We start from the raw sequence: 16,061 nt of genomic DNA, 5'->3' as shown, positions 1-16,061 counted from the left end.
TTTTATTTTTTGCTAAAATTATAAGATTAAATTATATCAAAATTAGAAAGAAAATTTTTATGGATAATTACGAATACAGCGAACTTTTAAAAAAATTAAAAAACAAAGTTGGAAATATCGCTTCTATTATTAAACCTGAAGAGATAAAAACAAGATTAAAAGAAATAGAAAATTTAGAAAATTCCCCTTCTTTTTGGAGTGATGTAAAACAAGCAGGCGTTATAGGTAAAGAAAAAACTAAAATTTCAAATTTACTTAAAAATTATGAAAATGCAAATAATGCTTTAAATGATGCAAGTGAGCTTTTTGATCTTGCTAATAGTGAAAATGATTTAGATACCATAGAAGCTTTATTTGAAGATGCAAATAAGCTAGAAGATCTTATTGTAAATCTTGAAATTTCTATGCTTTTAAGTGGGGAAAATGATGGTAAAAATGCCATAGTTTCTATTCACCCAGGAGCAGGTGGAACGGAGAGTAATGACTGGGCTAGCATGCTTTATAGGATGTATTTGAGATTTTGTGAAAGAGAAGGTTTTAAAGTAGAAACACTTGACTTTCAAGAAGGCGAAGAAGCAGGGCTTAAAGATGTTAGCTTTTTAGTAAAAGGTGAAAATGCTTATGGGTATTTAAAAGCTGAAAATGGCATTCATCGTTTAGTAAGAACTTCTCCATTCGATAGTGCAGGACGCCGCCATACGAGTTTTTCTAGCGTGATGGTTTCGCCTGAACTTGATGATGATATAGAAATAGAAATTGAAGAAAAAGATATAAGGATTGATTATTATAGAGCAAGCGGAGCAGGTGGACAGCATGTTAATAAAACCGAATCAGCAGTGCGCATAACTCATATGCCAAGTGGTATAGTAGTGCAATGTCAAAACGATAGAAGCCAACACAAAAACAAAGCAACTGCTTTTAAAATGCTAAAATCACGCCTTTATGAGCTTGAGCTTATGAAACAACAAGATGAAGCAAATTCAAGTGAAAAAAGTGAGATAGGTTGGGGTCATCAAATCCGCTCTTATGTGCTTTTTCCTTATCAACAAGTTAAAGATACACGCTCAAATGAAGCTTTTTCACAGGTTGATAATATCTTAGATGGAGATATTAAAAAAATCATAGAAGGTGTTTTAATAGCACAAAAAGCACAAGATTAATACTACAAAAGGATATTAAATGGAAAAAATTCTAGTTTGTGTAGATGTTTTAGAGCCTTGTAGGGAAAGTTTGCATTATGGGGTGTATTTAGCTAAAAAGCTAGATTTACCTTTAATGTTTTTATATACTATAGAACCAAATTTTACCAATGCTGAATTAGCTTGTAGTTTTGGCATAGGTGCTAGTGGGTGTGTGATTGAAGATTTAGTAGAAGAGCAAAGCCAAAAAAATGAAAATCTTTGCAAAAAAGGGCAAAGAATTTTAGAAGAATTTTGTGCTTATGCAAAAGAACAAGGTGTAAAAGAATGCTTTAGTGTGCAAAGAGATGGAGACTTAGAAGAGGTTTTAAAAGAATATAATGATCAAATAAGATTAGCCATAGCAGGTTTAAAAGGCGGGGGTAAGAAAAATAAAATAGGTATTCATACAGAAGAATTAGTAAGAGCTTTAAATGTGCCTATTTTGCTTGTAAATTCTGCTTTTAAAGAGATTAAAAGTGTAATGATGGCTTATGATGGGAGTAATTTAGCTAAAAAGGCTATAGAACAAGCCATTAAAAGACCTATTTTTAAAGAAGCAAAGCGTTATGTAGTAAATGTTTCTAAAGATGAAAAATCTTCTTGTGAGTTATTAGCTCAAGTAAGTCAAATTTTTAAAGAAGCAAATTTAAATGTGCAAACTCAATATTTAAATGGAGAGATTACTCAAGCTTTATTTGATTTTGGTGAGCAAAATGATATAGATTTATTGATCATGGGAGCTTATTCACATCATTGGTTAAAAAGTATTTTATTTGGTAGTTTGACAAATGATATTTTAACTAAGGCTAAAAAACCTTTATTGCTGATTCGCTAACATTAATTTATTTTGATTAAAGATTATAAAATAAATACATGAAGAATTTTCATGTATTTATAAATTTAATAATAAAATAAAACTAATTGATATAAAGATTAACCATATAAAAAGAAAAAATGCCATTAAAAATGGTTTAAAACCCGCATTTTTTAAAACATTTTTATGGATATTTACTCCTAAAGCTACCATAGCCATAGAAAGCAAAAGTGTGTCTATAGTTTGTATGCTTGGTTTTATATAGTTAAGCGCAAAATCTGTATTTAATATTTCAAGTGAGCTAATACCGCATGCAAATAAAAACCACAAAGCAAAATAAGGAATATTTGCTTTAATGGAGATTTTTTCATTATTTTTACTTAGAAATTTCAATGAAAAAAGACTTAAGAAAATCAAAAAAGGCACTAGCATTAAAACACGCATCATTTTTTCTATGACAGCACCATCTCCTGCTTTTACAGCTTCACCTGCTGCAACAGCATGTGCAACTTCATGCAAGCTTGCTCCCATGAAATACCCCATTTGCTTTAAATTAAAAAAATCAAACCAATCTAAATTCCAAGCCAAAGGATATAAAAACATCCCTAAAGTTCCAAACACAACCACAGTGCAAACTGCTACGCCAACTTTAGCAGAGCCACCTTTAACAATGCTTTCACTAGCCATCACAGCAGCTGCTCCACAAATGCTTGAGCCACTACTTATAAGTATGCTTTCTTTAAGATCAAGTTTGAATAATTTTCCTAACAAAAGCCCTATAAAAAAGGTAGAAAATACCACTAAAAATGCTAGCAAAATCCCATTTAATCCAACTTTTTCTAAATCATTAAAAGTAATTCTAAAACCATAAAGTATAATTCCAAGTCTTAAAATTTCTTTTGTTGCTATGCTTAAAACTCCTGATTTTTTAAGTAAATTTGCATTTTGATGTGCTAAATTTCCTATTAAAGCTCCCAAAATCACGGCTATGATTAAAGCTGAAATTCTAAGATTTTTAAAAAAATTAAGCTCAGAAATAGCAAAAGCACAAAAAGCAAGAGTAAAAAGTAGTAAAAAAGCTTCAAATTTTCTATTTTTATATATATTTTTATGCATGAATTTTTCCTTTTTTTGTTTTTTGTAATCTTAATGATTTTTTTATGATAAGTAAAATTAATTTTATTTGATATAATGATTAAAAATATTTATCAAAAGAGTGCTTATGACTTTTAAACAAATAAAATATTTTCAAGCCTTGTGTAGAAATTTAAATTTAAGAGTTTGTGCTAAAGAATTAAATATAACTCAATCTGCTTTGTCTTTAGCTATATTTGAACTTGAAAAAAGTTTAAACACCAAGCTTTTTGATAGAAATGCTAAATTTTTAAGCTTAAATGAAAAAGGAAAGGTTTTTTTAAAACAAATTACTCCTTTGATTTTAGAATTTGAACGCATAGAAAAAGCAATGCAAGATGATCAAAGCTATGAAATAAGTATGAAAGTTAGTCAAAATGTAGGCACTTATTTACTAGGAACTTTTTTAGATCAAAAGGCGGAAAATATCAAGTTAAATTTGTCTTTGGATAATAGTCAAAATATCATCAAAGATATTTTAGATAAAGAAATCGATATAGGTTTAATTGAAGGTATTTGCAAAGATAAGGATATAAAAAAGATTAAAATTTGTGATGATGAGCTTATTGTGGTGAGTAAAAATGACTTCAAAAAAGAATTTTTCATAGATGAATTAAAGGATTTTAAATGGCTAAGTCGTGAGCAAGGTTCAGGTGCAAAAGAAGTGTTTTTAAATGCTTTACCTAAAGATGTAAAGCTTAATTTGGTTTATGAGTTAAACTCAACTGCTATGATAAAAGAGTTGACTAAAAAAGGTAAATTTTTAGCAGTTTTACCTAAATTTAGTGTTAAAGAAGAGCTCGAAGCTAAAAGTTTATTTGAAGTAAGATTAAAAAATTTTAAAATTTCAAGAGAGCTTTGCTTGATTTATCATAAAAATAAAGAACCAAGCAATAAATTTATAAATTTATGTGAGTTTTTAAAATTTTGCATTCAAAAAGATTTAGCTTAATTCTTGAATACATTTTTTAAAAAGCTCTCCTCTTTCTTCATAAGACTTAAACTGATCTAAGCTTGCACAAGCAGGGCTTAGTAGGGCTACTTCATCATTAGTTAAGTTTTGATTGATTTTTTCTACCGCTTTAGGTAAAAACTCACAAAAATGTGCTTTTAAATTAGCATTTTTAGCATAATCAAGTATTTTATTGGTGCTTTTTCCTATGGCATAAAGCTCTATATCAAGCTCTTTCATAAAAACAAATAAAGCGCTTAAATCCACTCCCTTGTCATCCCCACCTATGATAAGATGAATTTTTTTATCCTTATAGCGTTTAAGAGCAGCTAAACTAGCATCAAGATTAGTTGCTTTAGTATCATTTACCCAAAGTCTATTTTTATGATCAAATATTTCTTCAAGTTTGTTTTTTTCTATCTTAAACTCGTTTAAAAGCTCATAAGAGCAACGATCTAGTATGATTTTTTCTATACTTAAGGCAATAAGAGCATCAAGCAAAAATGGGGTTTTAAAATGAATTTTTTCTAAATCAATTTGCATTTTTTTAGCTAAATCTTGCTCATCTTCATAGCTTATAACATAAGCATGAGTTGGATAAGCCTCGTATTTTTTAGGTAAAATTACCACATCATTTTCATTCATTCTTTCAAGCACACTAAGCTTGGCTTGCTCATAATTTTCAAAGCTTTTATGCCAAGAAAGATGATCAGGTGTGATAGGTAAAAGTGCATAAATTTCAGGTTTAGCTACTTTGGTGTAAAAAAGCGAAAAAGATGAGCTTTCTAAAATCCATAATTTAGCACTAATATCCATTTGTGCTAAAGGAGTTCCTATGTTTGCTCCCATTTGTGCATTGATATGTTTTAAAAGATGATGAGTCATTTGGGTAGTGGTGGTTTTGCCATTTGTTCCGCTTATCCAAACACTTTTTGGCATGCCATCATAAAAAAAATCATATTCGCTACTTAAATTTCTTGCTTGCTGTATGAGAAGATGATCATTTGGAAAGCCAGGACTTGGAATTTCTAAGTCACTTTTTAAAGGATCAAATTCACAAGGCGGTAAAAGTGTATTGTTAAATTCATCTTTACTTATACTTGCAAAATGATCATCATAAATATCGCAATTTCCAAAACGCTGTGCAAAAGCTTTAGTTGTTTTTCCGTATCCAAAAAGTGAAATTTTCATTATCTTAACTTTATACTAATTAATGCAATAATATTTGCAAGTAAGGCTATCATCCAAAAACGCACAATGATTTTATTTTCCACCCAGCCTATTTTTTCAAAATGATGATGAATGGGTGCCATTTTAAATACTCTTTTGTTAAAGATTTTAAAACTTCCTACTTGTAAAATCACTGAAATAGTTTCTAAAACAAATACAAAGCCTATAAGCAAAAGTAAAATTTCATTTTTACTTACTATACCAAGATAGCCTAAAAACGCCCCTATGCTTAAACTCCCACTATCTCCCATAAAAACTTGTGCAGGATAGCAGTTATACCACAAAAATCCCATAAGTGCACCAACTAAAGCCGCACTTATTACCACAAGTTCTCCTAGACCTTGAATTTTAGGTAAGAATAAATAAGAACTATAAATAGCATTTCCACTTAAATACAAAAAAGCACCAAGACTTAAAAGAGAAAATATAGAAGGCACGGTTGCAAGACCATCAAGCCCATCGGTTAAATTTACAGCATTAGAGCTTGATATAATAACTAAAATCCATAAAAACAACATAAACATACCACCATCAAAAATAGCATGTTTGTAAAAAGGTAAATAAAATTCAGTATTTATATCAAATAAATATAATAATCCAACACAAATAAAAGCAGCGCTAAATTGTCCTAGAAGTTTCATTTTTGGGCTTAATCCTGCGTGATTGTCTTTTTTTAAAATTTTCCCCAAATCATCAACTAAGCCTATAGTGCAAAATAATACTAAACATAATAATCCAACGATTACAAAACTATTATTTAAATCAGCACTTAAAACACTTGCTATGATAGTAGCAAAGATAAAAACAAGCCCACCCATAGTAGGGGTATGAGATTTAGCTTGGTGTGATTGTGGAGCGTATTCATAAATAGGTTGATTTGCTTTTTTATTTTGAGCCCATTTGATAAATTTTGGCATTAAATACAAACTCAAAAATAAAGCAATAAAAAATGCAAAACCAGCACGCACGCTAATATAAGAAAAAAACATATAATTTGTATATTCTGTAAGATAAAGCAAAATTTTAACCTTGTATTTGTTTTTTAAAAGCATAATTTTAGTAAAATCACATAAATAAATTATAAAAAAGAGTAAAAAATGAGTCAAAAATGTATTTTGATAATCACAGATGGTATAGGACATAATACAAATTCAAACTATAATGCTTTTTTTCATGCTAAAAAGCCAACTTATGATAAGCTTTTTGAAAATACCCCTAATGTTTTGATAAAAACAAGTGGCTTGGCAGTTGGCTTACCTGAAGGTCAAATGGGTAATAGCGAAGTAGGGCATATGTGTATAGGTAGTGGACGCATAATCTATCAAAATTTAGTCAAGATAAATAAAGCCATAGAAAATGACACTTTAAAAGACAATAAGGCTTTAAAAGAATTGTTGCAAAAATGCAAAAGAGCGCATATTATAGGGCTTTATAGTGATGGCGGGGTGCATTCTATGCATACACATTTTAATGCACTTTTAAAAATTTGTAAGCAAGAAAATAAAGAAGTTTTTGCACATGCAATTAGTGATGGTAGGGATTGTCCTCCAAATTCGGGTTTAGAATTTATAAAATCTTTACAGGAATTTTGCGAAAAAGAAAGGGTTAATTTTGCTTCTTTATCGGGAAGATTTTATGCTATGGATAGAGATAAGCGCTATGATAGGGTTAAGTCTTATTATGATGCTTTATTTGCTAAGGCACCAAAGTGTGATGATTTTGTGCATTTTATACAAAAAAGTTATGATGAAAATATCACAGATGAGTTTTTAACCCCAGTTATTAGTCAAAACTTTGATGGAATTAAGGCTGAAGATGGTGTGATTTTTATCAATTTTAGAAATGATAGAATGCGTCAATTAGTCGCTTCTTTAACCCAAGAAAGTTTTAATGAATTTTCAAAAGAAGTGCTTATAAAAAATGCCATTACTATGAGTTTGTATGATGAGAGTTTTAAACTGCCTGTGATGTTTGAAAAAGAAGAATTAAATAATACTTTAGCTTCTGTGATAGCTAATGCAAATTTAAGCCAACTTCACACAGCTGAGACAGAAAAATATGCTCATGTAACCTTTTTCTTTAATGGGGGGAAAGAAGAATTAGAATGCAATGAAACAAGAGTTTTAATTCCAAGTCCTAAAGTAAAAACATATGATGAAAAACCTCAAATGAGTGCTAAAGAAGTCACAGATGAGGTGCTTAAGGGTATAGAAAGTGGTATGGATTTTATCATAGTAAATTTTGCAAATGGTGATATGGTGGGGCATACGGGTGATTTTGAAGCTGCGATTAGTGCGGTTGAATGTGTAGATGAGTGCTTGGGTAGGGTTATTGCCAAAGCAAGGGAACATGATTATGCTTTTATTATTACTTCAGATCATGGAAATTGTGAAGCGATGAGGGATGAAAATGAAAATATGCTTACTAACCACACAACCTTTGATGTTTTTGCCTTTGTAGAAGCTAAAGGAGTAGAAAAGCTTAAAGAAGGCATGGGGCTTAGTAATATAGCACCAAGCGTGCTTAAAATTTTAAACTTACCTATTCCAAAAGAAATGGATGAGGCTTTATTTTAATTTAAAGGAGAACAATGAAATTTAGTGGAAAAAATGTTTTAATAACAGGTGCAAGTAAAGGTATAGGTGCAGCAATAGCCAAAGAATTAGCAAGTTATGGCTTAAAAGTTTGGATTAATTATAGAAGTAAGTCTGAACTTGCTGATGCACTAAAAGAAGAGATAGAAAAAAGTGGTGGTTGTGCGGCTGTGATTAAATTTGATGCAAGTGTTGAAGAAGAATTTACAAGCGCTATTGCAACTATAGTAGAAAGTGATGGTGAGCTTAGTTATTTAGTTAATAATGCAGGTATTACTAATGATAAATTAGCACTTAGAATGAGTATGGATGATTTTTCTTCAGTGATTAATGCTAATTTAAATTCAAGTTTTTTAGGTTGTAGAGAGGCATTAAAAACTATGAGTAAAAAGCGTTTTGGTGCGGTTGTAAATATTGCTTCTATAGTTGGAGAAATGGGAAATGCAGGCCAAACTAATTATAGTGCTAGTAAAGGCGGTATGATAGCTCTAACAAAATCTTTTGCTAAAGAAGGTGCAGCAAGAAATATAAGATATAACTGCATTACCCCGGGTTTTATAAAAAGTGATATGACTGAAGTTTTAAGTGATGAAATAAAACAAAATTATATTAATAATATCCCTTTGAAGCGTTTTGCAGATGCAAGCGAAGTAGCTCAAGCTGTGGCGTTTTTATTAAGTGATCATTCTTCTTATATCACAGGAGAAATTTTAAAAGTCAATGGCGGGCTTTATATGTAAGCAAGGTTTTAACCTTGCTTAGTTTCTATAGCTACTACTGCTATAGCAAAACCCCCATCATGCGCTACGCTTACACTTGCTGATTTAATTTTGAACTCTTGCATGACTTTTTGAGAAAAACTAATGTGTGGAGCATTTTTGTCATCTTTAGAGATGATGATGTCAAAAAAAGAACATTCTTTAGAAATTCCAACCCCCAAAGCCTTAGAGGCAGCTTCTTTAATAGCCCAAAATCCGGCTAGAGTGTTGGTATTTTTTATATAACTTTGCTCTTTCTTGGACAAAAATTTATCCAAGAAAAGTGTTTTATGTCTTTCATAAATTTTTTCTATGCGAGAGCATACGACTATGTCACAGCCTATCATTAAGATACTACAAAGTCGGTAAAATAAATATTTTTGATAAAACCATCAGTTAAAACTTCATTGATCTTACCGGTTAATTCATCTTTTAATCTTTCTTTACCCTTTGTAGTGCTTACTTCTTCAAAGGTTTTTGATGTTAAAGTTCTAATGATAATATCTCTAATAATAGCAACTTTTTTATCAAGTTCAGGAGTTAAGGTTTCAACATTTTGTTCAAGTTGAATGGTGCATTTTACATATCTTGATCCACCATCGCTTAATAAATTTAGCGTAAAAGGTGCTAAAGGATACATCACGCCAATATTTGCATAATCACTCCCTCTAGCTGCTACTGCATTTGTTTTTTTAGGAGCTTGTGCAACTTGTGCGCTTTCTTCAGTTTGCGGGGTAGGATTTTCTTCAGAGCCGCCACTAAACATTAGATAAGCAATTGCTCCTACAATAACAAGTAAAAATACAAATAAAAATACAACGATAATGATTACTAAAGTATTCCCGCCTTTTTTCTTTGATTCACCTTGTTCATCCATCATATCATCAGCCATATTTTTCCTTTTATAAAATTTTAAAATGTTATTGTATCAAAAATTATATTTTTTTTAAATTATGATTATTTAATCTTTTGTAAATGTCTATAAACACTAGGTTCTGAAATATTTAAAAGCTCCGCAACTTTAGGAATAACACCTTTTACATTAAATACGCCTTTTTCATATAAGCTAGCTATCATTTTTTGTTTTTCCTTTGGTTTTAAACTTTTATTTTTAAAACTTTCAATATCTATCCCCGTAATATCTTCAACGATTTCTTCTAAATCAAGTTTTATGTATTCTTTATTTTCTTGTTCAGGACTTTCATAAGAATTATCATAAATATTTCCAAGATTTAAAATTTCATCAGAGATTTTTTTAAATGCTGAAGTATCATGATTAATACAAAGCAAACCTTCAAGTTTTTCATCTTTTTTAATAAAAAAAGTAGAGCCTGACATTACTTGTGAGCTTTTAGCTGAAGTTTTATAATGTGTTATATAATCACGCTCTAAATAGATTTTGTTTTTAATCATTTCAATAGCAAAGCCTGTTAGAGGTGAATTTATAGTTCTTTTGCTAATATGATTATTAGCTATTTCTGCTATATTAGTACCATCTTCACTTACATCATGCAAAACTATTTCATAATTTCTTCCCAAAGCATCAGCAAGAAATTTCACTAATTTAATATAGTAAGTTCTTGTTTCTTTATCCATTAAACTCTCCTTGTTTTATTAATTTTGTAGTAAAAATATTTAAAATAAGAGCACTTATTCTTATTTTTCAACAATTTTAATACAAAATAAAAATAATTATGCTTAAAAAAAGATTATTTTTTCAAAAATAATAATTTTTATTGTTTAATTTTATTTTAATAATATAGGGATATAATTTATCAAATAATAAAAATTATTATTTATAAAAAGGAGAAAAGATGAAAAAACTAACCAATGATTTCGGAAATATCATAGCCGATAATCAAAATTCATTAAGCGCAGGTGCTAAGGGTCCACTTTTAATGCAAGATTATATTTTGTTAGAAAAACTTGCCCATCAAAATAGAGAAAGAATTCCAGAAAGAACTGTTCATGCAAAAGGGAGCGGTGCTTATGGGGAGCTTAAAATCACTAAAGATATTTCTCAATACACCAAGGCAAAAGTTTTACAGCTTGGAGAAAATACACCTTTATTTATAAGATTTTCAACCGTTGCAGGCGAAGCAGGTGCAGCTGATGCAGAAAGAGATGTAAGAGGTTTTGCTATTAAATTTTATACTAAAGAAGGAAATTGGGATTTAGTAGGTAATAATACTCCGACATTTTTTATAAGAGATGCATATAAATTTCCTGATTTTATCCACACTCAAAAAAGAGATCCAAGAAATCATTTAAGAAGCAATAATGCTGCATGGGATTTTTGGAGTCTTTGTCCTGAAAGCTTACATCAAGTTACTATTTTAATGAGTGATAGAGGTATTCCTGCAAGCTATCGTCATATGCATGGTTTTGGAAGTCACACTTATAGTTTGATTAATGATAAAAACGAAAGATTTTGGGTGAAATTTCATTTTAAAACAAGGCAAGGTATTAAAAATTTAACCAACGAAGAAGCGGCAAATTTAATAGCAAATGATAGAGAAAGTCATCAAAGAGATTTATATGAAGCCATTGAAAAAGGAGATTTTCCAAAATGGACTTTCCAAATTCAAGCTTTAAAAGAAGATGAAGCAGAAAAATTAGGTTTTAATCCTTTTGATTTAACTAAAGTTTGGCCACATAGTATTGTGCCTTTAATTGAAGTAGGCGAATTAGTACTTAATAAAAATGTACAAAATTACTTTAATGAAGTAGAACAAGCTGCATTTAGTCCAAGCAATATTGTTCCTGGTATTAGTTTTAGTCCTGATAAAATGCTGCAAGCTAGAATTTTTTCTTATCCTGACGCACACAGATACCGCATAGGGACAAATTATCATTTATTACCAGTTAATCGTGCAAAAAGTGAAGTAAATACTTATAATGTAGCAGGTGCTATGAATTTTGACACTTATAAAAATGGTCTTGCTTATTATGAACCAAATAGTTATGATGATAGTCCAAAAGAAGATAAAAATTACCTAGAGCCTGACTTAGCACTTGAAGGTAATGCGCAAAGATATGCTCCACTTGATAATGATTTTTACACCCAACCAAGAGCCTTGTTTGATATAATGAATCAAGATCAAAAAGAGCAATTATTTAAAAATATCGCTGCTTCTATGAGTGGGGTTGATGAAAAAATTATTGCTAGAGCATTAAGTCATTTTGAAAAAATTTCAAGTGAATATGCAAATGGCGTTAAAAAAGCTTTGAAAATGTAATTTTTACTTGCCACTTTAAAAGTGGCAAACTAAAGATTATAAAGGAAAAATATGTTTAATAATGAAGAAGAAAAAAGAATTCAAGAGCTTTGCACTATGGCTTTTGATTACGCAAGACAAAATGATTTACAAAATTTAAAGACTATGATAGAAGCGGGTTTGAGTGTGAATTTAAAAAATCATAAAGGCGATAGTCTTTTAATGCTTGCAAGTTATCATAATGCTTATGAATGTGCTAAGTTTTTACTAGAAAATAATGCTAGGGTAGATGAGAAAAATGATAGAGGACAAACTCCATTAGCAGGGGTGTGTTTTAAAGGATATTTACCTATGTGTAAGCTTTTGGTAGAACATGGAGCAAATATTGATGAAAACAATGGTCTTGGTATGACACCTTTTACTTTTGCGTTGATGTTTGGGCATAGAGATATAGTAGAGTTTTTAACAAAGCATTCTAAAAAAAGTTTTCTTAAAAAAATAGCTTTTAGTGTATTAAAAATTTTCAAAAAATAGTTAATAATTTATAATATATTAAAAATATATTTTATTTATTTAAAATTATCAAAAAATTCTATTATTAAATTATAAATTTTTAAAATTTTTTATTATAGAAATAAAAAATTTAAGCTAAATTAAAATAAATTCAAATAAAATTACCCCTAATTTTTTAATGAAAGGATAACAAATGTCTAACAAAACAGAAAAATTATGGGGTGGGCGTTTTGATTTACCTACAAATAAATTAGTTGAAGAATATACTGCTTCACTACCAGTTGAGCCAAGACTTGCTCCTTTTGATATACAAGGTAGTATAATTCACTGCACCATGCTTGCAAAACAAGGTATTATAAAAGAAGATGAAGCAAAAACTATCATTAAGGGCTTAGAACAAGTTAGAGAAGAAATTCAAAATGGTACTTTTGTGTTTGATATAGCTGATGAGGATATTCATATGGCTGTAGAAAAAAGAATGACACAAATCGTAGGTCCAGTAGGTGGAAAACTTCACACCGCAAGAAGTAGAAATGACCAAACTACTCTTGATTCAAAAATTCATATGAGAGCAGTTATTAAAGAAGTATTAACTCAAATTACTACTTTGCAAGAAGAAATCGTCCATCAAGCTCAAAAAAATATCAAAGCTATTATGCCAGGTTATACGCATTTGCAAACGGGCCAGCCAGTGCTTTTTTCACATTGGATTATGGCGTATTTTTGGATGTTAAGTAGGGATTATTCTCGTTTTGAGGATTTATATAAAAGAATGAATGAGTGTCCTTTGGGAGCAGCTGCACTTGGCGGAACTACATTTAATATAGACAGACATTTTTGTGCCAAAGAACTAGGCTTTACTAAACCAACAGAAAATAGCATTGATAGTGTAAGTGATAGAGACCACATGGTTGAATTTACTGCTATTGCTGCAATGTGTTTCATGCACCTTAGTCGTTTTTGTGAAGAGCTTATACTTTTTTCAAGTCAAGATTTTAAATTTATAGAATTAAGTGATGATTTTTGTACAGGTTCAAGCATAATGCCTCAAAAGAAAAATCCTGATGTAGCCGAAAAAATGCGTGGTAAGACAGGTAGAATGTATGGTAATGTTATGGCAATGCTAACTATTATGAAAGGTATTCCATTGGCTTATAATACTGATATGAGTGAAGATAAGGCTCAAGTTTATGATTCTATGGATACTTTAATGGCAAGTTTAAAAATTATAACTCCTATGATAGAAAAAATGCAAGTAAATACTAATAATACAAGAGCAGCAGCTGCAAAAGGATTTTCAAATGCCACAGATATGGCTGATTATTTAGTAAGAAAAAATATACCATTTAGAGAAGCTCATAGTATAGTTGGTGGTACTGTGAATTATTGTATTAAACACGGAAAAATGCTTGAAGAGCTTAGCATGGAAGAATTCCATCAATTTAATGAAAATATCCAAGAAGATATTTATGAAGCAATTGCTTTAGAAACTTGTATAGACGCAAGACTTTCTTATGGCGGTACAGGAACTAAAGTTGTATTAGAGCAAATTGAACATGCAAAAGAATTGTTGGATAAATGTAAAAAATAAACAATAAGGGCGAAGATTAGATGGATATTATTTTTATACTTCAACTTTTTATTATTTTTTCTATGATAGCCATAGGTGGTAGATATGGTGGTATAGGACTTGGGGTTGCAGGTGGGTTTGGTATGTGTATTTTGGTGTTGGTTTTTGGTATGCAACCAGCTTCACTTCCTGTGAGTGTTGTGTTTATTATACTTGCTGTGATTACTTGCGTGAGTGTTTTGCAAAGCGCAGGCGGGCTTGATTTGCTAGTAAAAATAGCTGAAAAAGCATTAAAGAAAAAACCTCAAGCTATTGTTTTTATGGGCCCATTAATCACATCCACATTTACAATATTTTGTGGTACTACTTATGTAGCTTTTTCTATTTATCCAGTGATTGCTGAAGTAGCTGCTCAAGCTAAAATTCGTCCTGAAAGACCACTTTCAGTTTCAGTTATAGCAGCAGGTATTGCAGTGGTAGCTTCTCCTATGAGTGCAGCCACTGCAGGTATGGTAGCCATTTTAGCCATTAGCGGTGTAGGACTTGTTCAAATATTAGCTGTGGTAATGCCAGCATTTTTAATTGGTGTTATATGTGCTTGTTTGAGCGTTTTTAAAAGAGGAAAAGAGCTTGAGCAAGATGAGGAATTTCAAAGAAGAGTAAGAGCAGGGGAATATCAGTTTTTAACTCAAGATAAACAAGAAGATAAACAAGAAACAGATCCTAAAGTAAAAAGAGCTTTATTAATATTTGCTTTGGGGATTTTAACCATTATTTTCTTTGGGACTTTTACAAATTTGTTACCTCACTATGAGCTTGCAAATGGTAAAATAGAAAGACTTTCTACCCCAAATTTAATTCAAATGATCATGCTTGCAACAGCTTGTTTAATTATGCTTTTTGCTAAAGTTCCTGCTAATAAACTTGGTGAAGCTTCTGTATTTAAATCAGGACTTATAGGCGTTGTAGGGGTTTTTGGTATAGCTTGGATGACAGGGACATTTTTTGAAGCTTACAAGCCTTTATTTAGTGATTCTTTATCACATATTGTAGAAGATTATCCATATTTATTTGGCGTGGCTTTATTTGCCTTTTCTATGGTGATTTTTTCTCCAGCTGCAACAGTAGCTGCTTTGATGCCCTTGGGTGTGAGTTTGGGAATTCCTCCTCAAATTCTTATCGTGCTTTATCCTTGCGTGAGTGGAGATTTTATAGTTCCAGGAGCTAATCAAATAGCTTGTGTGGCTTTTGATAGAACAGGCACAACAAAAATAGGAAAATTTGTGATCAATCACTCTTATTTAAGACCAGGTTTTGCTTTAATCATTGGTGCTGTTGTGAGTGCTTATTTTATATCGCAAATAGTTTTTAGCTATTAAAGGCTATTTTTAAATTTTTGCAAATATCTGTAGACGCTAGGTTCTGATATATTAAGTGACTTAGCAACTATAGGTATACTTCCTTTTATATTAAAAATTCCCTTTGAATGAAGCTTTTTAATAATCTCATCTTTTTGTTCAGTGCTTAAGCTATATCCTGAATTTAAATATTTTAAGTCTATGTTTTCAGCTAGAATATCTTCTATAGAATGACTAAGTGTTTCTATATTACTCACATTGTGTAAATTTACATTGTTTTGATTGTGAATATCTAATAAATCACTAAAATCATTAATTTTTTCTAGTTCTATGATTTTACTAATAGCATTTCTAAGTTCTGTGGTGTCGTGATTTATACATAAAATTCCTACAATTTTATTTTGGTTTTTTATAAAAAAGGTTGATCCGGTAACGATCTTAGACTTTCCAACCTTTGCTTTGTAATCACATAAAAAATCTTTATTTAAATACTCTTTTTCTTGTACAAGCTCACTCGCAAAAGAGGTTAATGGAGAATTGATTGTCCTTCCGCTAATATGATTATTTGCAATGGCTGCTATATATGAACCCTCAGGTGAAATCACATGAAAAACTATTTCATACTGATCTCCAAGAACTTGCCCTAAAAATTGAGTGAGTTTGATAAATAATTCTTTTTGTTGTTCATCCATGATCTAGACCTTTTTGTTGTTTTTTGTTATTTTACAAAATATTTTCA

16 protein-coding genes are annotated in these 16,061 nt (G+C 30.4%); 9 read left to right on the top strand and 7 right to left on the bottom strand.

The annotated features are described in order from the left end of the window. The first annotated feature begins 59 nt into the window (after window positions 1–59). Both prfB and L8V85_RS03870 read left to right on the top strand, forming a co-directional pair. On the top strand, window positions 60–1,160 hold the full coding sequence (prfB, locus tag L8V85_RS03875; RefSeq protein WP_133319603.1) for a peptide chain release factor 2: 1,101 nt from the start codon (window positions 60–62) through the stop codon (window positions 1,158–1,160). 19 nt (window positions 1,161–1,179) lie between these two features. Further along, on the top strand, window positions 1,180–2,016 hold the full coding sequence (locus tag L8V85_RS03870; RefSeq protein ID WP_263737501.1) for a universal stress protein: 837 nt from the start codon (window positions 1,180–1,182) through the stop codon (window positions 2,014–2,016). Window positions 2,017–2,073: 57 nt separating this feature from the next. Here the strand turns inward: L8V85_RS03870 and L8V85_RS03865 are convergent, their stop codons facing one another. Then, window positions 2,074–3,111: a YeiH family protein gene (locus L8V85_RS03865; protein ID WP_263737500.1), complete on the bottom strand. Its 1,038-nt coding sequence runs from the start codon at window positions 3,109–3,111 to the stop codon at window positions 2,074–2,076. Between the two features lie 106 nt (window positions 3,112–3,217). Here L8V85_RS03865 and L8V85_RS03860 point away from each other — a divergent pair, with 106 nt between their 5' ends. After that, a complete protein-coding gene (locus L8V85_RS03860; protein WP_263737499.1) occupies window positions 3,218–4,081 on the top strand; it encodes a LysR family transcriptional regulator in 864 nt (287 codons plus the stop codon). On the opposite strand, the gene murD is transcribed toward L8V85_RS03860, so the two are convergent. Both murD and mraY read right to left on the bottom strand, forming a co-directional pair. After that, on the bottom strand, window positions 4,073–5,272 hold the full coding sequence (gene murD, locus L8V85_RS03855; RefSeq protein WP_263737498.1) for a UDP-N-acetylmuramoyl-L-alanine--D-glutamate ligase: 1,200 nt from the start codon (window positions 5,270–5,272) through the stop codon (window positions 4,073–4,075). The two genes, L8V85_RS03860 and murD, sit on opposite strands and share 9 nt — an antisense overlap. Next, window positions 5,272–6,330 (bottom strand): phospho-N-acetylmuramoyl-pentapeptide-transferase, encoded by a 1,059-nt coding sequence (gene mraY / locus L8V85_RS03850; RefSeq protein WP_263676290.1) that lies wholly within the window; start codon window positions 6,328–6,330, stop codon window positions 5,272–5,274. The genes murD and mraY overlap by 1 nt, the downstream gene beginning before the upstream one ends. Before the next feature lie 78 nt (window positions 6,331–6,408). Between mraY and gpmI the strand changes: the two genes are divergently transcribed. Together gpmI and fabG are read left to right on the top strand one after the other, a co-directional pair. Next, window positions 6,409–7,887, top strand: coding sequence for a 2,3-bisphosphoglycerate-independent phosphoglycerate mutase (gpmI, locus tag L8V85_RS03845; protein WP_263737497.1), 1,479 nt, complete (start codon window positions 6,409–6,411; stop codon window positions 7,885–7,887). 14 nt (window positions 7,888–7,901) lie between these two features. Further along, a complete protein-coding gene (gene fabG, locus L8V85_RS03840) occupies window positions 7,902–8,645 on the top strand; it encodes a 3-oxoacyl-ACP reductase FabG (RefSeq protein ID WP_263737496.1) in 744 nt (247 codons plus the stop codon). An 8-nt stretch (window positions 8,646–8,653) separates the two neighbouring features. Here the strand turns inward: fabG and acpS are convergent, their stop codons facing one another. From acpS to L8V85_RS03825, 3 genes are all read right to left on the bottom strand, one after another. After that, window positions 8,654–9,010: a holo-ACP synthase gene (gene acpS, locus L8V85_RS03835; RefSeq protein WP_220566804.1), complete on the bottom strand. Its 357-nt coding sequence runs from the start codon at window positions 9,008–9,010 to the stop codon at window positions 8,654–8,656. Beyond that, complete coding sequence (gene fliL, locus L8V85_RS03830; protein ID WP_133319594.1) at window positions 9,010–9,555, bottom strand: flagellar basal body-associated protein FliL; 546 nt, start codon at window positions 9,553–9,555, stop codon at window positions 9,010–9,012. Before fliL ends, acpS begins: the two co-directional genes overlap by 1 nt. A gap of 65 nt (window positions 9,556–9,620) precedes the next feature. Next, entirely contained in the window at window positions 9,621–10,259 is a 639-nt protein-coding gene (locus L8V85_RS03825; RefSeq protein ID WP_220566805.1) for a transcriptional regulator, read from the bottom strand. 218 nt (window positions 10,260–10,477) lie between these two features. Between L8V85_RS03825 and L8V85_RS03820 the strand changes: the two genes are divergently transcribed. The 4 genes from L8V85_RS03820 to L8V85_RS03805 all read left to right on the top strand — a co-directional run bounded on the left by L8V85_RS03820 (window position 10,478) and on the right by L8V85_RS03805 (window position 15,343). Beyond that, complete coding sequence (locus L8V85_RS03820; RefSeq protein WP_133319592.1) at window positions 10,478–11,902, top strand: catalase; 1,425 nt, start codon at window positions 10,478–10,480, stop codon at window positions 11,900–11,902. Between the two features lie 51 nt (window positions 11,903–11,953). Then, a complete protein-coding gene (locus L8V85_RS03815; RefSeq protein WP_133319591.1) occupies window positions 11,954–12,415 on the top strand; it encodes an ankyrin repeat domain-containing protein in 462 nt (153 codons plus the stop codon). Window positions 12,416–12,587: 172 nt separating this feature from the next. Then, window positions 12,588–13,985 (top strand): argininosuccinate lyase, encoded by a 1,398-nt coding sequence (gene argH, locus L8V85_RS03810; RefSeq protein ID WP_263737495.1) that lies wholly within the window; start codon window positions 12,588–12,590, stop codon window positions 13,983–13,985. Between the two features lie 20 nt (window positions 13,986–14,005). Continuing rightward, on the top strand, window positions 14,006–15,343 hold the full coding sequence (locus L8V85_RS03805) for an anaerobic C4-dicarboxylate transporter family protein (RefSeq protein WP_133319589.1): 1,338 nt from the start codon (window positions 14,006–14,008) through the stop codon (window positions 15,341–15,343). Here L8V85_RS03805 and L8V85_RS03800 read toward each other — a convergent pair. Further along, the gene (locus L8V85_RS03800) at window positions 15,340–16,014 is read right to left on the bottom strand and encodes a transcriptional regulator (RefSeq protein ID WP_133319588.1); all 675 of its coding nucleotides are present in this window, start codon (window positions 16,012–16,014) and stop codon (window positions 15,340–15,342) included. The two genes, L8V85_RS03805 and L8V85_RS03800, sit on opposite strands and share 4 nt — an antisense overlap. Window positions 16,015–16,061: the final 47 nt, after the last annotated feature.

The organism is Campylobacter sp. IFREMER_LSEM_CL2090 (assembly GCF_025771865.1).
Taxonomy (GTDB): domain Bacteria; phylum Campylobacterota; class Campylobacteria; order Campylobacterales; family Campylobacteraceae; genus Campylobacter_D; species Campylobacter_D lari_D.
The sequence above is the reverse complement of the archived record's forward strand: the minus strand, read 5'-3'. Positions and strand labels throughout refer to the sequence as shown.

What these genes read in the sequence shown, in the direction of transcription:
- L8V85_RS03820 (WP_133319592.1), top strand. Translation starts at nt 10,478, where the DNA reads ATGAAAAAACTAACCAATGATTTCGGAAATATCATAGCCGATAATCAA.
- L8V85_RS03865 (WP_263737500.1), bottom strand. Translation starts at nt 3,111, where the DNA reads ATGCATAAAAATATATATAAAAATAGAAAATTTGAAGCTTTTTTACTA.
- murD (WP_263737498.1), bottom strand. Translation starts at nt 5,272, where the DNA reads ATGAAAATTTCACTTTTTGGATACGGAAAAACAACTAAAGCTTTTGCA.
- argH (WP_263737495.1), top strand. Translation starts at nt 12,588, where the DNA reads ATGTCTAACAAAACAGAAAAATTATGGGGTGGGCGTTTTGATTTACCT.
- L8V85_RS03870 (WP_263737501.1), top strand. Translation starts at nt 1,180, where the DNA reads ATGGAAAAAATTCTAGTTTGTGTAGATGTTTTAGAGCCTTGTAGGGAA.
- L8V85_RS03825 (WP_220566805.1), bottom strand. Translation starts at nt 10,259, where the DNA reads ATGGATAAAGAAACAAGAACTTACTATATTAAATTAGTGAAATTTCTT.
- L8V85_RS03800 (WP_133319588.1), bottom strand. Translation starts at nt 16,014, where the DNA reads ATGGATGAACAACAAAAAGAATTATTTATCAAACTCACTCAATTTTTA.
- fabG (WP_263737496.1), top strand. Translation starts at nt 7,902, where the DNA reads ATGAAATTTAGTGGAAAAAATGTTTTAATAACAGGTGCAAGTAAAGGT.
- L8V85_RS03815 (WP_133319591.1), top strand. Translation starts at nt 11,954, where the DNA reads ATGTTTAATAATGAAGAAGAAAAAAGAATTCAAGAGCTTTGCACTATG.
- L8V85_RS03860 (WP_263737499.1), top strand. Translation starts at nt 3,218, where the DNA reads ATGACTTTTAAACAAATAAAATATTTTCAAGCCTTGTGTAGAAATTTA.
- prfB (WP_133319603.1), top strand. Translation starts at nt 60, where the DNA reads ATGGATAATTACGAATACAGCGAACTTTTAAAAAAATTAAAAAACAAA.
- acpS (WP_220566804.1), bottom strand. Translation starts at nt 9,010, where the DNA reads ATGATAGGCTGTGACATAGTCGTATGCTCTCGCATAGAAAAAATTTAT.
- gpmI (WP_263737497.1), top strand. Translation starts at nt 6,409, where the DNA reads ATGAGTCAAAAATGTATTTTGATAATCACAGATGGTATAGGACATAAT.
- L8V85_RS03805 (WP_133319589.1), top strand. Translation starts at nt 14,006, where the DNA reads ATGGATATTATTTTTATACTTCAACTTTTTATTATTTTTTCTATGATA.
- fliL (WP_133319594.1), bottom strand. Translation starts at nt 9,555, where the DNA reads ATGGCTGATGATATGATGGATGAACAAGGTGAATCAAAGAAAAAAGGC.